13 protein-coding genes are annotated in these 13,659 nt (G+C 68.3%); 5 read left to right on the top strand and 8 right to left on the bottom strand.

Annotation, left to right across the window (positions count from 1 at the left end):
- Nucleotides 1-97: 97 nt before the first annotated feature.
- Nucleotides 98-292 carry a heavy-metal-associated domain-containing protein gene (locus BUQ68_RS15805; RefSeq protein ID WP_210215653.1) on the bottom strand — a complete coding sequence of 65 codons (195 nt, stop codon included), beginning with the start codon at nucleotides 290-292 and terminating at the stop codon, nucleotides 98-100.
- 239 nt (nucleotides 293-531) lie between these two features.
- Between BUQ68_RS15805 and BUQ68_RS15810 the strand changes: the two genes are divergently transcribed.
- Nucleotides 532-2,136: an EAL domain-containing protein gene (locus BUQ68_RS15810; protein ID WP_083656633.1), complete on the top strand. Its 1,605-nt coding sequence runs from the start codon at nucleotides 532-534 to the stop codon at nucleotides 2,134-2,136.
- Nucleotides 2,137-2,166: 30 nt separating this feature from the next.
- Here the strand turns inward: BUQ68_RS15810 and BUQ68_RS15815 are convergent, their stop codons facing one another.
- The 5 genes from BUQ68_RS15815 to ileS form a co-directional block, all read right to left on the bottom strand.
- Nucleotides 2,167-3,549 (bottom strand): M16 family metallopeptidase, encoded by a 1,383-nt coding sequence (locus BUQ68_RS15815; protein ID WP_245293279.1) that lies wholly within the window; start codon nucleotides 3,547-3,549, stop codon nucleotides 2,167-2,169.
- Complete coding sequence (locus BUQ68_RS15820; protein ID WP_075216970.1) at nucleotides 3,546-5,000, bottom strand: M16 family metallopeptidase; 1,455 nt, start codon at nucleotides 4,998-5,000, stop codon at nucleotides 3,546-3,548. The genes BUQ68_RS15815 and BUQ68_RS15820 overlap by 4 nt, the downstream gene beginning before the upstream one ends.
- A 271-nt stretch (nucleotides 5,001-5,271) precedes the next feature.
- Nucleotides 5,272-5,934, bottom strand: a complete 663-nt coding sequence (locus tag BUQ68_RS15825) for a hypothetical protein (protein ID WP_139315254.1) — start codon at nucleotides 5,932-5,934, stop codon at nucleotides 5,272-5,274.
- A 127-nt stretch (nucleotides 5,935-6,061) separates the two neighbouring features.
- Nucleotides 6,062-6,577, bottom strand: coding sequence for a signal peptidase II (gene lspA / locus BUQ68_RS15830; RefSeq protein ID WP_245293280.1), 516 nt, complete (start codon nucleotides 6,575-6,577; stop codon nucleotides 6,062-6,064).
- Nucleotides 6,574-9,576: an isoleucine--tRNA ligase gene (gene ileS, locus BUQ68_RS15835; RefSeq protein ID WP_075216973.1), complete on the bottom strand. Its 3,003-nt coding sequence runs from the start codon at nucleotides 9,574-9,576 to the stop codon at nucleotides 6,574-6,576. The genes lspA and ileS overlap by 4 nt, the downstream gene beginning before the upstream one ends.
- A gap of 340 nt (nucleotides 9,577-9,916) precedes the next feature.
- On the opposite strand from ileS, the gene BUQ68_RS15840 reads away from it, so the two are divergent.
- Both BUQ68_RS15840 and BUQ68_RS15845 read left to right on the top strand, forming a co-directional pair.
- A complete protein-coding gene (locus tag BUQ68_RS15840; protein ID WP_075216974.1) occupies nucleotides 9,917-10,183 on the top strand; it encodes a type II toxin-antitoxin system Phd/YefM family antitoxin in 267 nt (88 codons plus the stop codon).
- Entirely contained in the window at nucleotides 10,180-10,566 is a 387-nt protein-coding gene (locus tag BUQ68_RS15845) for a type II toxin-antitoxin system VapC family toxin (RefSeq protein ID WP_075216975.1), read from the top strand. The genes BUQ68_RS15840 and BUQ68_RS15845 overlap by 4 nt, the downstream gene beginning before the upstream one ends.
- A gap of 4 nt (nucleotides 10,567-10,570) precedes the next feature.
- Here the strand turns inward: BUQ68_RS15845 and BUQ68_RS15850 are convergent, their stop codons facing one another.
- Nucleotides 10,571-11,575 (bottom strand): bifunctional riboflavin kinase/FAD synthetase, encoded by a 1,005-nt coding sequence (locus tag BUQ68_RS15850; protein WP_075216976.1) that lies wholly within the window; start codon nucleotides 11,573-11,575, stop codon nucleotides 10,571-10,573.
- A gap of 110 nt (nucleotides 11,576-11,685) precedes the next feature.
- On the bottom strand, nucleotides 11,686-12,147 hold the full coding sequence (locus BUQ68_RS15855) for a MaoC family dehydratase (protein ID WP_075216977.1): 462 nt from the start codon (nucleotides 12,145-12,147) through the stop codon (nucleotides 11,686-11,688).
- 294 nt (nucleotides 12,148-12,441) lie between these two features.
- On the opposite strand from BUQ68_RS15855, the gene BUQ68_RS15860 reads away from it, so the two are divergent.
- A complete protein-coding gene (locus BUQ68_RS15860; protein ID WP_075216978.1) occupies nucleotides 12,442-12,825 on the top strand; it encodes a response regulator in 384 nt (127 codons plus the stop codon).
- A gap of 176 nt (nucleotides 12,826-13,001) precedes the next feature.
- Nucleotides 13,002-13,637 (top strand): protein phosphatase CheZ, encoded by a 636-nt coding sequence (locus BUQ68_RS15865; RefSeq protein WP_075216979.1) that lies wholly within the window; start codon nucleotides 13,002-13,004, stop codon nucleotides 13,635-13,637.
- Nucleotides 13,638-13,659 lie beyond the last annotated feature (22 nt).

Raw genomic sequence — 13,659 nt, forward strand, 5'->3', positions numbered from 1 at the left:
AAAAACGGTTCCCAGATTCAATCCATGCGTGAGGCATGGATTTTGAGAACGAAAGCGGCCCAAAAGGAGGCGTCGGGCCGCCGGGCAGCGGAGCCGCTCAGGCGGCCACGTCGTAGCCAGCCGCCTCGATGGCGGACCGGAAGGCGTCCGCCGGCTTGGCGCTGTCGATGGCGACGCGGCCCGCGTCCAGGTCCACCGTCACGGTGGCGGCCTCGTCGGTGCGCTTCACGGCCTTCTCCACGGCCTTGACGCAGCCGCCGCATGTCATGCCGTCGACCTTGAGCTCGATCATGGGTGTCATCCTTCGTGGCGCCGGCACATCCCGGCGCGGGTGTCTGCGATCCACGCAATGTGGGGCTTCCCGTTGCCGGAAGGTCAAGCCCGGCAAACGACGGACGGACGCGAAGGTTGATGCACCCGGGAAACACTCGGGGAGGACCGTGCCGGCGGGGTCGTTAACGGTCGCTTAGAGTTAATAAATCCCGCATCATTCCGGCTGATTCGAAGACTCGTACCCGGAGTGACGCGGCGATGAGCCGTATGTCGACGATCCTGATCGTCATCGCCATGGTGGTGACGGCGATTTCGCTCACCATCGTGCTGAACGTCCAGTTCGGTTTCACGCTCGGCCAGGCCGCCGTGCTGGGCCTTGCCGTGCTGTTCGGCCTCGCGCTCCTTCACGTGCACACCCAGCGCCGCAAGGACCGGGAATGGCTGGAGATGCGGATCCGCGAGATCTCCGCGGTGGCCGGGGACGTGAACAGCGAGATCGACACGGTCGCCTCCAGGCTCGCGCGCATGGAGAACAGCCTCGGCGAGCGGATCCGCGAGGAGAACGAGCCGCTGGCCGCCGAGGTTGAGGTGATCGGCCGGCTGATGAAGCAGGTGGCCGACGCGCTGGCCGAGGTCGAGACGCGCATGGAGCGACGCGTTGACGAGGTGTCCGCGCGGGTGGATCAGCCCCGGCTGCCGCCACCGCAGGCGGCCGCCCAGGCCGTGCGGATGGCCCAACATTCGCAGGCTCAGGCCCTTCCGCCGTCGCCGGCGCATGGCCAGCCGCAGGGCGGTTTTGCACCGCCGTCCCGTGCCGCGCGCCCGGACGTGGGACGCGCCGACGGCCAGGCGCCCGAGCCCTACCTCCATCCGCCCCAGGCCCCGTCCGCCCACCCGCAATCCTATCAGGCGCCGCCCGTGATGCCGGCGGAGCCGCTGGTGCCGCGCGCCGAAGCGGCCGGGCTCAGCCACGGCCTCGGACCGATGCTCGCCGGCAGCGGCGCGCCGCCAGCGGCATCCGGGCAGGACGACAACGCGGCGCGGCTGCCGAGCCCGTTCGAGCGGGAGGTGGAGGCGCTGATCCGCGGCGAGCGGATCGAGGTGCATCTGCAGCCGATCGTCACCTTGCCCCAGCGCAAGGTGCGCTACTACGAGGTGTTCACGCGCCTGCGCGCCGCCGACGCCCGGCTGATCCCGGCGGCGGAGTTCCTGCCGGCGGCGGAGGCGCGCCGGGTGGTGTCGCGGCTCGACACCTTCCAGGTGATCCGCTCGTTCCAGATCCTGAAGCGGCTGACCCAGCGCAACCGCGACATCGGCATCTTCGTGAACCTCAGCGTCGCCTCGCTGATGGACGCCACCTTCTTCCGCGAGTTCCAGACCTTCCTGGTCCAGAACAAGGGGATGGCCGACCTCGTCCAGTTCGAGTTCACCGAGCAGGCGGTGCGCGACCTCGGACCGCTGGAGATGGAAAGCCTCGCCGGCCTTGCCGATTACGGCTACCGCTTCTCGCTGGACAATCTGGTGGACACCCGTCTCGATCTGCAGCGCCTGCACGAGATCGGCTTCCGGACCATCAAGATCGCCGCCGACCGGCTCCTCGGCCGGGCGCCGTTCGTGGCCGGCGACATCCACCCGGCCGACCTTTCCGGCCACCTGGGGCGCGCCGGCTACACCCTTGTGGTGGACCGGATCGAGCAGGAGACCCAGGTGGTCGACCTCCTCGACTACGAGGTGAAGTTCGCCCAGGGCAACCTCTTCTCCGCCCCCCGCCAGGTGCGCCCGGAGATCCTCGGGCAGGCGGCCGGACCGGCCGCGGGCCAGGGCGGACCGGTGCGCGCCGGTTCCAAGGCGGGTGGCCGCTGACCGCAGACCGGCGCGCTCCGCCTGCGGCGGTCAGCCCTCCGACGGCCCCACGGTGATCACCGTCAGCGGTCCGGAGAGGATCCGCTGGGCCGCGCGCTTCACGTCCTCGAGGGTCACGGCTTCCACCAGGGCGTTGCGGTTGGCGAAATAGTCGATCGGCAGGTCGTCGAGCTGCAGGCCGACGAGCTGCTGGGAGATCTTGCCGGACGAGTCGAACCGGAGCGCGTAGCTGCCGGTCAGGTAGGTCTTGGCGTCGGCGAGCTCCTGCTCGGTCGGCCCGTCCTCGGCCATGCGGCGGAACTCCTCGGTCATCAGCTCCACGGTCGCGGCGGTCTGCTCCGTGCGGGTGGAGGTGCCGGAGAGGAAGACGCCGGCATGCTCGTAGGTGGCGAGCGCGCTCCAGACCGAATAGGCGAGCCCGCGCTTCTCGCGCACCTCCTCGTAGAGCCGCGACGAGAAGGTGCCGCCGCCGAGGATGTGGTTCACCACGAAAGCCGCCATGAAGTCCGGGTCGTCGCGCTTGATGGCGGGCGTGCCGAAGCGGATGACGGTCTGCGGGCTGGGCAGGGCCTCGCTCAGGCGGTCGCCGGTGACGGGCGTCACCTCGGCCACGGGCGTCAGCTCGGCGGTCGCGGGAAGATGGCCGAAGGCCCGGTCCAGGAGCGGGCCGAGCTCCTCCGCGGTGATGTCTCCGACCACGCCGATGACCAGGTTGTCGCGGGCGAACTTGGTCTGGTGATAGGCGACGAGGTCGTCGCGGGTGATGGCCCCGACCGTTTCCACCGTTCCCTCCACGGGGCGAGCGTAGGGGTGCCCGGGAAAGGTCGTCTCGGCAAAGAGACGGGACGCGATCGATTCCGCGTCGGTCTGGCGGCTGCGGATGCCGGCGATCACCTGGGTGCGGATGCGGTCGAGCGGCTCCGCGTCGAAGCGCGGGCTGGAGAGCGCCAAGGCCAGAAGGTCGAAGGCCGCCTCCTTGCGGGTGGAGAGCGTGCCGAGCGAGCCGGTGAAAGCGTCCCGGCTGGCGTCGAAGCCGATCCGGACGGCCGTCTCCTCCAGGCGGCGCTTGAAGGCGTCCGCGTCGAGGTCGCCCGCGCCTTCGTCGAGAAGGCCGGACATCAGGTTGGCGAGGCCGGGCTTGGTCTGCGGATCCTGGGAGGAACCGCCGCGGAAGGCAAAATCCATGGCGACGAGCGGAACCGCGTCCTCGGAGACGAGCCAAGCCTTGATGCCGCCGGGGCTGACGACCTCCTGGACGGTGGCGGCGGCCTGGACGGGGACGGGCAGGGCGGCGACCACCAGGGCGAGGGCGCCGAGGGTGGCGGCGCGGATGCGGCCGGAAAGGGTGGGGATGGGCATCATGGGGTGCAACTGCCGTGTCGAATGGAAGGTCGGGAGGCGGGGAACGGTCACGACCGCTCTTCCGGCGGCGCGTTCCGCAGGTAGCCGACGACGGCCGCCTTCGGGTCGAACGCCGCGGCGGCGGCCTCGATGTCGGCGCGGGTGAGGGCCCGGATCGCCGCCGGCCAGGTCTGAACCTCCGCCACGGTGCCGCCGATCGCCAGGGTGGAGCCGAAGATCCGTGCGAGCGCCTGCTGGCTGTCCTGGGCATAGACCGTGTCGGCCTCCAGGCGCGCCTTGGCACGGTCGATCTCCTCGTCGGTGAGCCGCTCCTTCAGGATGGTCGCGAAGGCGTCCATCAGTTCGGTGCGCATCGTCTCCAGGCTGACGCCCTCGCGCGGGGCGGCGTAGAGGGTGAACTGCGCCTGATCGCGGAAGCCGGACTGGTAGGCGGCGCCGGCCCCGGTCGCGAGCTTCCGGTCGATGACGAGGTCGCGGAAGAGGAGGCTGGTGGACCCGCCGCCGATCGCCTCGGCGAGCACGTCGAGCGCCTCGGCCTCGCCCGGCTCGGCCAGCCGGTAGCTGTCGACCAGCCAGGTGATCTGGACGCTCTCCTGCTGGACCTTGGGATCGGCGTGGCTGACCTCGCGCGGGGTCTCCAGGATGGGGGCGAAGGGGCGCTCGCGGACCGGCGGTTCGGCGCGCCGGGGCACCTTGCCGTAGGTCTCCTCGGCAAGGCGTCGCACCTCCTCGGTCGTCACGTCGCCAGCGACCACCAGGATGGCGTTGTTGGGCGTGTAGAAGCGGTCGTAGAAGGCGATCGCGTCCGTACGGTCGAGGGCGGCGATCTCGTCCACATAGCCGATGATCGGAATGCCGTAGGGGTGCTGCAGGTAGAGCACCGCATCGAGACCCGTGCCCAGGATGGCGCCCGGCTCGCTGTCGATCCGCATGGCGCGTTCCTCCAGCACCACCTGGCGCTCGGGCGCGACGTTCTCGTCGGTCAGCACCAGGTTCTGCATGCGGTCGGCTTCGAAGCCCATCATGCGGCCGAGGTGCTCCTTGGCGACGCGCTGGTAGTAGGCCGTGTAGTCGTAGGAGGTGAACGCGTTCTCCTGGCCACCCAGCTCCGTCACCACCCGGCTGAACTCGCCCTCCGGGTGAGTGCTCGTGCCCTTGAACATCAGGTGTTCCAGGAAGTGCGCGATGCCGGACTTGCCGGGCGGCTCGTCGGCGGACCCGACCTTGTACCAGATCATGTGGGTGACGACTGGTGCGCGCCGGTCCGGGATGACCACCACGTCGAGCCCGTTGTCGAGGGTGAAGGTGGAGACGTCGGCGCCGATCACCGGGGCCGGCGTGGTCTCCACCGGGCTCGGCGCGGTTTCGGACACGGTCGAAGGCGCCGTCTGGGCGAGCGCCGGTGGAATCGGGGCAAGGCAGACGGCCAGCGCGAGCGCGACGGCGAGGGAGCGGCGGCGGTCCGGTCCATGCTCGGGCCGATGGGCAGTCGCAATCGCCATGAGGTGTCTCCAGATCGAACCAAGGTGTCCAAGGGTTCCCGGCGGCACGGCCCAGGATCCCGTCAGCCTGTGCGGCGGATGGTGGCGAAATATAGGGCGCGGCCGGAAGGGGGCGATTAATTTTCCGTCATCAAACCCGGAGACGGCGCGCGACCGCCGAGGATCGCAAGGTCCGTCGAATGCAAAAGACCCGCGCCGGTGCCGGGCGCGGGCCTGATCGACGATGTGCCGAACGCGTGCTGGATGGGGCCGGCAGCGACGGGCCGACCGGTCAGCCGCCGAACCAGCTGAAGAGGCCCTTCTTCGGGCCGGTCGGGGCCGGCTCGGAAACGGGAGCGTTCGGAGCGGGCTCCAGGTAGGTGACCGGCGGCTCCACCAGGGCGCGGCGGCGCGGGGTGCCGTTGGCGTCGTAGATGCCGTCACTGGTGATCTGCACCTGCGGCGCGCGCAACTGGCTCGGCTTCAGCGGCTGGGCCGGGTCGCGCTCGCCGTCGTAGAACTGGGGATCGATCGGGCCGGAGCGGGCTGCTAGCCGCGTGCCGAGGAGTTCGGACGGCGGGATGACCTCCGCGCCGCCTTCGCCGTTGGCCTTCTCGCGCCCCGCGTTGCGGGCTTCCGCCTCGCGCAGGCGGCGGGCGGAGGCGACCTCCGGGTCCACCGGCCAGTCGGCCGTGGCGGCCTGGCGGGGATCCTCCGGCGGCGCCAGGGCGGCGGTGCTCGGCGGCACCACCAGCGGCGCACGGGGGTTGTACTGGATCGGAAGCTGGCGGGACGGAACGGCGCCGAGGCTCTCCATGATCGAGCGGCCCATGGAGGGGTTCGGCAGTTCGGTTTCCGGGTCGTCCTCGTCGACGGTGGTGCCCATGGCGGCGCAGGCGCCGAGGCCGAGGCCGAGTAGGGCCACTGCGGCCAGACGCTTCGAGAAGTCGATCATGTCCATGCGTTCCGCTCGCCCTCAACCACCGCCCGGCCAAGACCCGGCCGGGATCATCCCGTGTTTGCCGTCGGACCGGGCCGGACCGCAGGACTGCGGCGCCATCCGATCTCAGGCGCAACCGGCGTTAGCCGCCGTTTGCGGCGTCGCTGTGACCGGGACGGAAGGAGTCATACAGGAGCCCGATGACCCCCGCAACGATCCACGCATCGGCCAGGTTGAACACATACCAGCTGAAGCCGAAGCCGTGCAGGTAGACGAAATCGACGACGGCGCCGTGGATTACCCGGTCGATCAGGTTGCCGATGGCGCCGCCGACGATGAGGCCGAGCGAGACCGCCGTCAGCATCTTGTCGGCCCGGCGCAGCCAGACGGCGAGGGCGATCACCGCCACCACGGTGAAGCCGACCAGGAGCCAGCGGCCGATCCCGGACTCCTGCTGGAACAGCCCGTAGGAGATGCCCCGGTTCCAGACCAGCACGAAGTCGAGGAAGGGCGCGACCTTGATCTCGCCCCCCATCGGCAGGTCGGTGCCGAACAGCACCCAGATCTTGGTGACCTGGTCGAGGAGGAGACCCACGACCGCCGTCAGGATGCCGGCGCGGGCCACCCGTTCGCTCACCACCATGGACGCGTCGCTCATTCGGCGGCCGCCTGCGCCCGGTCATACTCGCGCATCGCCTCGGCGTCGCGGAGCGTCAGGTCCGGATAGTCCGGATCGCTGCCGACCTCCGGAAGCACCTTCCACGAGCGCGCGCACTTGCGGCCCTCGGCCTTCGTCGGCACCACCGCCACCTCCGCCACGTCGTCGAGACGGAAGGCACCGTCCGGCGCCGGGGCGTCCGTCACGGTGATCTGGGACGTGATGCAGATCTCGGCGAGGTCGAGGTCGGCGACGGCGGCCATCAGCGCCGGGTCGGCGATATGGACGACCGGCGCGGCCTCCAGCGACGAGCCGATCCGCTTGGCGGCGCGCTCCACTTCCAGGGCGCCCGTCACCACGCGGCGCACGCGCCGCACCTTGGCCCACTTCTCCGCCAGCGCCTCGTCGGCCCAGGCCGCCGGGATGTCGGGGAAGAGCTCCAGGTGGACCGAGCCGGTGTCAGACGGATGCCGGTCGAGGAAGGCCTCCTCCATGGTGAAGGGCATCATCGGGGCGAGCCACTTCACGAGGCTGTCGAACAGCCGGTGCACCACATAGAGCGAGGCCTTGCGGCGGAGACTCGAAGCCGGGTCGCAGTAGAGCGCGTCCTTGCGGACGTCGAAGTAGAAGGCCGACAGCTCCACCGTCATGAAATGCATCAGCTGGGCATGGATGCGCTTGAAGTCGAAGTCCAGATAGGCCTGCCGCACCAGCCGGTCGAGCTCGGTCAGCCGGTGCAGCATCAGCCGCTCCAACTCCGGCATGTCGGCCAGCGCCGGCTCCGTGCCGTCGAAGTGGGCAAGGGTGCCGAGCATCCAGCGCAATGTGTTGCGGATCTTCCGATAGGCGTCGGTGTTGGTGTCGAGGATCTTCTTGCCGATGCGCAGATCGTCCGAGTAGTCGGTCGACACCACCCAGAGCCGGAGGATGTCGGCGCCCGCCTTGTCGATCACCTCCTGCGGCGTTGTCGTGTTGCCGAGGGACTTCGACATCTTGCGCCCCTCCTCGTCGAGCACGAAGCCGTGGGTGAGCACGGCGTCGTAGGGCGCGCGGCCGCGCGTCCCGCAGCTTTCAAGGAGCGACGAGTGGAACCAGCCGCGGTGCTGGTCGGAGCCTTCCAGGTAGAGGTCGGCGGGCCACTTCAGGTCCGGCCGTTCGGCAAGGCAGAAGGCATGGGTGGAGCCGGAGTCGAACCAGACGTCCAGGATGTCGCGCACCTGCTCCCACTGGGCGACGTCGTCCACGAAGCCGTCGAGGAACCGGTCCTTGGCGCCGTCGGCGAACCAGGCGTCGGCCCCTTCCGCCTCGAAGGCGGCCTTCAGGCGGGCCACATAGGCGTCGTTGCGGTCGAAATCCGGGCCGGGGATGAGCTGGCCGGTCTCCGTGTTGCGGAATACCGCGATCGGTACGCCCCAGGCGCGCTGGCGGCTCATCACCCAGTCTGGCCGGTTCTCGATCATGGAGCGCAGGCGGTTCTGCCCGGCGGCGGGCACGAAGCGCGTCTCGTCGATCGCCGTGAGGGCGCGGTCGCGGAGCGTGTCGCCCTCGCCGGCGATGTCGCGGTCCATGTGGATGAACCACTGCGGCGTGTTGCGGAAGATGACCGGCTTCTTCGATCGCCAGGAGTGCGGGTACTGGTGCTTCAGCCGGCCGCGCGCCACCATGGCGCCGGCTGCGGCCAGTGCCTCGATGACCGCCTGGTTGGCGTCGCCCTTCTCGCCCTTGTCGGTGATGACGCGGCGACCGGTGAGGCCCGGCGCATCCTTGGTGAAGAAGCCGTCGTCGTCGACCGTGAACGGGATGGTGACGTCGATCGCCCGGGCGGCGAGGTTGCGGGCCTCCTCCATCCAGATCTCGAAGTCCTCCCGGCCGTGGCCCGGGGCGGTGTGCACGAAGCCGGTGCCGGCGTCGTCGGTCACGTGGTCGCCGTCGAGCATGGGCACGTCGAACTGATAGCCGCCATCGAGACCCTTCAGCGGGTGGGCGCAGACGATGGAGCGCAGGTGCTCGGCCGTCACGTCCTGCCGGCGCTCGAAGGCGGTGACCTTGGCGGCTTTCATGACGCCCTCGGCGAGCGCGTCGGCGAGGATGTAGACGTCGCCGGTCTTCGCCCAGTTGGTCTCGGGCGCTTCGGTGACGGCGTAGAGGCCGTAGGCGATCTTGTGGCTGTAGCTGATGGCGCGGTTGCCCGGGATGGTCCAGGGCGTGGTGGTCCAGATCACCACGCTGGCGTCCATGAGCGAACCGGCCCAGGCAAAGCGTGCCTTCTCGGCAGGCGTCGCGTCGTCGTAGAGCTTCGGCACGCCGCGCACCTTGGTGACCGGGAAGCGCACGAAGATCGTGTCCGACTGGTAGTCCTGGTATTCCACCTCGGCCTCGGCGAGGGCGGTCTTCTCCACCACCGACCACATCACCGGCTTCGATCCGCGGTAGAGCTGGCCGGTGACGGCGAACTTGAGAAGCTCGGCCGCGATCACCGCCTCGGAGGCGAAGGCCATGGTGGTGTAGGGCGTCTTGAAGTCGCCCTCGACGCCGAGCCGGCGGAACTCGGCGGCCTGCACGCCGATCCAGTGCTCCGCGTAGTCGCGGCACTCGCGGCGGAAGTCGTTGATCGGCACCTCGTCCTTGTTGCGGCCGGACGCGCGGTATTGCTCCTCCACCTTCCACTCGATGGGCAGGCCGTGGCAGTCCCAGCCGGGGACATAGTTGCTGTCCTTGCCCATCATCTGCATGGAGCGGGTGATCACGTCCTTCAGGATCTTGTTGAGGGCGTGGCCGATGTGCAGGTTGCCGTTGGCATAGGGCGGGCCGTCGTGAAGCACGAACTTCTCGCGGCCCGTCGCGGTCTCGCGCAGGCGCCTGTAGAGGTCCATGCCGTCCCAGCGGGCGATGATCTGCGGCTCCTTCTGCGGCAGGCCCGCGCGCATCGGGAACTCGGTCTTCGGCAGGAAGAGGGTGTCGGCGTAGTCGCGGCCTTCGGCAGCGGGACGGTCGGTCATCGGAGATCTCTGAAACAGGAGGAAGCGGTCGCTTGCGGATCCTTGAGGCCGCGCTCCGGCCCAAGGCCCGCCGTCGGGCGAAAAGTCCCGGTCCCCGAGGTCGCCTTGGTCAGGCGCGTCGCGTCGGGGCCGGGCGGCTAATTCGCGCCCACAGAGAAGCAAAGAGGTCGATCGCGAGCCGTGTGCACATGGCGCGGTGTTCTAGCGGGAATGAGGGCGGAAAGAAAGTCGGCTCGTCACGCGACAACAGCGATCCGACAGAGGATGCTGCGACATTGCGGAATAGGGTGGGGTGGACTAAGTCTAGTGGACTAAGTCCGATAGCCAAGGCCGCGCTGCCATGATCGTGAACCTTCATGAAGCCAAGACCCACCTGTCTCGACTCGTCGAACGGGCAGCCAGCGGCGAAGACGTCATCATTGCCAAGGCGGGACGCCCGCTCGTCCGGCTAATTCCCATCGATGATCCGGCGCCTATCGGTCCTCGGCGACTCGGGTTTCTCACCGGCTTGGTCCAGATCCCAGACGACTTCGACACGATGGGTGAAGCGGCGATCGCCGCCTCTTTCGAGGGAGAGGACCTGCCGTCCGACGCGAAGGACTTATGAAAGTCCTGCTCGACACACACCTTCTGCTCTGGGCAGCGGCGGCGCCGGACCGCCTCTCGCCGACAGCGAAGACTTTGATCGAAGATTCGCAAATTCGGGTCTGTTTCAGTCCGGCCAGCCTTTGGGAGATCGGTATCAAGCGGAGCCTAGGCCGGGCCGATTTCACTGTGGATCCGCGCCTTCTGCGGCGCGGCCTGGTCGATAGCGGTTATCTGGAACTGCCGATCACGGCCGAGCACGCTCTCGCGGTCGACACGCTGCCGCCGATCCATAAAGACCCATTCGACCGCATCCTTCTGGCGCAAGCGAGCGTCGAGGGCATCGTGCTGTTGACGTCGGATGTGACGGTCGCACGCTACCCCGCGCCAGTGCGGCTCGTCTGACGGCTCACCCACCGATCCTGTCGAACAGCAATGCGCGGTCGAGCGGGGTCAGCGGCGTGAGGGCGGAGAGGGCGGCGCGGGCCTCGGCGCTGTCCTGGTCCATCTGGGCGACGAGGGCGCCAATTCCGTCGAACTTCATCTCGGGGCGGAGATAGGTCACGGGCGTGACGATCACCGTCTTGCCGTAGAGGTCGCCCGTGTAGTCGAACACGTGCGTCTCGAACACCGCCGCGCCGTTGTCGAACGTAGGGCGGCGGCCGAAGCTGGCGACGCCGGGACGGGCGATGCCGTCGATTTCGATCATCACCGCGTAGATGCCATGGGCGAACCGGGCCGTCGCCGGCAGGCGCACGTTGGCGGTGGGATAGCCGATGGTGCGGCCGCGCTTGTCGCCGTGCACCACCTCGGCCTCGAAGAACCAGCGGTAGCCGAGCAGCCCGGCGGCCTCGCCGATCCGGCCCGCCTCCAGAGCCTCGCGGACGCGGCTCGACGACACGGCCGTGCCGCCTTCGTCGGAGAAGGGCTCCACCACGGTCACGCCGAAGCTGTGCCGAAGGCCGGCCTCGGCGAGAAGCGTCGGCGAGCCGGACCGGCCGGCGCCGAAGTGGAAGTTCCAGCCGACAGCGACGCTGCGCGCCTTGGCGCCCTCCACCACGACTTTTCGGACAAAGGCATCGGCCGGGGTCGCCGCGAAGGCGCGATCGAACCCGATGGTCACCATGCCGTCGAGACCGAGGGCGTCGGCGATTCGCGCCTTGGCGATCGGGCTCGTCAGGCGGAACACCGGCTGGTCGGGTCGGAACACGTCGCGCGGGTGCGGCTCGAAGGTCAGCACCAGGGCGGGCCGTCCATCCGCCTCGGCGGCCGCCAGCACCTTTTCCAGCACCGCCTGGTGGCCGCGATGCATGCCGTCGAAGTTCCCGATCGCCACATGCGCGTCGGTGAGCGACGGGTCCAGATCGGCGAAGGACGACACACGGAAAGGGCGGGGGCGGGCGAGGCCTGTCATCTTATCCCGGAACGCTCGGATGCATGGGCGGACCGTGCATGCCCAGGCTCGTCAGGTCAAGCGCCCAGGGGGCAGGCACCCCAAGCCATGCGCGGCTCGCAGGGCTCGGGTCACGGCAGAAGGCTTCCGGCCGGCAGATCGGCCCGGCGCGGCACCATCACCACGGCCTCGCCATCGAGCACCACCGTGGCGTCCACCCGCGCTTCGCAGGCGAGACGGCAGCGGCCGCCCTTCTCGATGAGCTCGGCGACCTCGACCGCCACCTCGATCACGTCGCCGATGCGCACCGGCGCCTTGAACTTCAGCGTCTGCGACAGATAGACCGCCCCAGGTCCCGGCAGGCGCATGCCGAGGATCGCGGAGATCAGGCTGGCCGTGTAGAGGCCATGCGCGATGCGGCCGCCGAATCGGGTCTGGGCGGCGAAGTGCTCGGACAGATGGATCGGATTGCGATCACCGGAGATCTGGGCGAAGCCGATCACGTCTGAATCCATAACCGTTTTCAGATAAGTCTCGCGCATGCCGACCTTCAGATCTTCAAAGCAATAGGCGGTGATCTCGTGGAATGCCATGCGCGGTGTCCTTCCGGTCCAATTCAGTGCCCTCGCCGGGCTGAGAAAAACCCGACGGACTAGTGCCGGACAACAGGCCATTCGTCCATGTGGCATGGTGGCGAGCGCATGCGGACCGCGTCAAAGCAATGTTTGATCGTGAAGAATGGCGATTAACTCACTTTTCAGGTCCGTCAGGTAGGGTGGTTTCTAGCGCGGGGAGGCCTCAAGCGGCAGGTCGCCCTCGCTGTCATAACAACCGTCTCAAGAGGCTTGGTCGCGTCTCAGAGCGACACGGCGTTTTTGGAGTAGACGATGGCTCTGGACACTTCGATCCCGGTGCTCGTGGTCGACGACTACAAGACCATGATCCGTATCATCCGCAACCTGCTGAAGCAGCTCGGCTTCGAGGATGTGGACGAGGCCGCCGACGGCACCGAGGCGCTCGGCAAGATGCGCGAGCGCAAGTATGGCCTGGTCATCTCGGACTGGAACATGGAGCCCATGACGGGCTACGAGCTTCTCAAGCAGGTCCGGGCCGACACCAGCTTGGCCAAGACCCCGTTCATCATGGTCACGGCCGAGTCCAAGACCGAGAACGTGATCGCCGCCAAGAAGGCCGGCGTGAACAACTACATCGTGAAGCCGTTCAACGCGCAGACGCTGAAGGGCAAGATCGAGGCGGTGTTCGGCGATTGAGCCTGTCGTTTCACCGACGGGACGGTGCGAACGCCGCATCGCCCGTCCGTGACGCGGTGGACGACGAAGAAAGCCGGCCGGATACGCTTCGGACGGATGGTTGGCCAACCGGCATCGCTCGGGACCACCCCCTTAAGACCCATACATCGCCACCAGGCAAGTGAAATGAGTTCGGCATGCAAGCGATAGATGCGTCCAAGGTCACCCAAATCATCGACTTCCTGAAGAACGGGCGACGCTCCGACGACGTGTCCCTTGAGGACGTGATGCGGCTCGCCGAGCTTATGGCCGAGTCGCTCCAGTCGTATTTCAAGTCGTTCGACGTCACGGTCTACCGCGAACTCGGCGCCATGGTGGACGAGATCTCGTCCATGAAGCGAGAGCTGTCCGAACTCCAGCTGTCGGACATGCGCCACCAGCGCATTCCGGAAGCCGGCCAGGAACTCGACGCCATCGTGGAGGCGACCGAGGCGGCCACGAACACCATCATGACCGCCGCCGAGGTGATCATGGCGGCCGACCCGTCCGACACCGAGGCCTACCAGGCGGTGGTCAACGAGCGCATCGTGGAGATCTTCGAGGCCTGCTCCTTCCAGGACATCACCGGCCAGCGCATCTCCAAGGTCGTGCGCACGCTCGGCCAGTTGGAGACCCGCCTCACCACGCTGGTGGAAAAGCTGAAGATCATGCAGATCACCGACGCCCCCAAGGAAGAGACCGAGGCGGAGCGCCGCCAGCGCGAGCTCATTCTGCACGGGCCTCAGCTTGCCGGCGAAGGGGTGAGCCAGAACGACGTCGACGCCTATTTCTGAGACGCCGCCGAACGAGCCATCG

It is taken from the genome of Mongoliimonas terrestris (genome assembly GCF_001927285.1).
Classification (GTDB): domain Bacteria; phylum Pseudomonadota; class Alphaproteobacteria; order Rhizobiales; family Pleomorphomonadaceae; genus Chthonobacter; species Chthonobacter terrestris.

Bases quoted from the DNA above. Each gene is read 5' to 3' on its own strand.
- BUQ68_RS15805 (WP_210215653.1), bottom strand. From the start codon at position 292: ATGATCGAGCTCAAGGTCGACGGCATGACATGCGGCGGCTGCGTCAAG.
- BUQ68_RS15810 (WP_083656633.1), top strand. From the start codon at position 532: ATGAGCCGTATGTCGACGATCCTGATCGTCATCGCCATGGTGGTGACG.
- BUQ68_RS15820 (WP_075216970.1), bottom strand. From the start codon at position 5,000: ATGGCGATTGCGACTGCCCATCGGCCCGAGCATGGACCGGACCGCCGC.
- BUQ68_RS15825 (WP_139315254.1), bottom strand. From the start codon at position 5,934: ATGATCGACTTCTCGAAGCGTCTGGCCGCAGTGGCCCTACTCGGCCTC.
- lspA (WP_245293280.1), bottom strand. From the start codon at position 6,577: ATGAGCGACGCGTCCATGGTGGTGAGCGAACGGGTGGCCCGCGCCGGC.
- ileS (WP_075216973.1), bottom strand. From the start codon at position 9,576: ATGACCGACCGTCCCGCTGCCGAAGGCCGCGACTACGCCGACACCCTC.
- BUQ68_RS15840 (WP_075216974.1), top strand. From the start codon at position 9,917: ATGATCGTGAACCTTCATGAAGCCAAGACCCACCTGTCTCGACTCGTC.
- BUQ68_RS15845 (WP_075216975.1), top strand. From the start codon at position 10,180: ATGAAAGTCCTGCTCGACACACACCTTCTGCTCTGGGCAGCGGCGGCG.
- BUQ68_RS15850 (WP_075216976.1), bottom strand. From the start codon at position 11,575: ATGACAGGCCTCGCCCGCCCCCGCCCTTTCCGTGTGTCGTCCTTCGCC.
- BUQ68_RS15855 (WP_075216977.1), bottom strand. From the start codon at position 12,147: ATGGCATTCCACGAGATCACCGCCTATTGCTTTGAAGATCTGAAGGTC.
- BUQ68_RS15860 (WP_075216978.1), top strand. From the start codon at position 12,442: ATGGCTCTGGACACTTCGATCCCGGTGCTCGTGGTCGACGACTACAAG.
- BUQ68_RS15865 (WP_075216979.1), top strand. From the start codon at position 13,002: ATGCAAGCGATAGATGCGTCCAAGGTCACCCAAATCATCGACTTCCTG.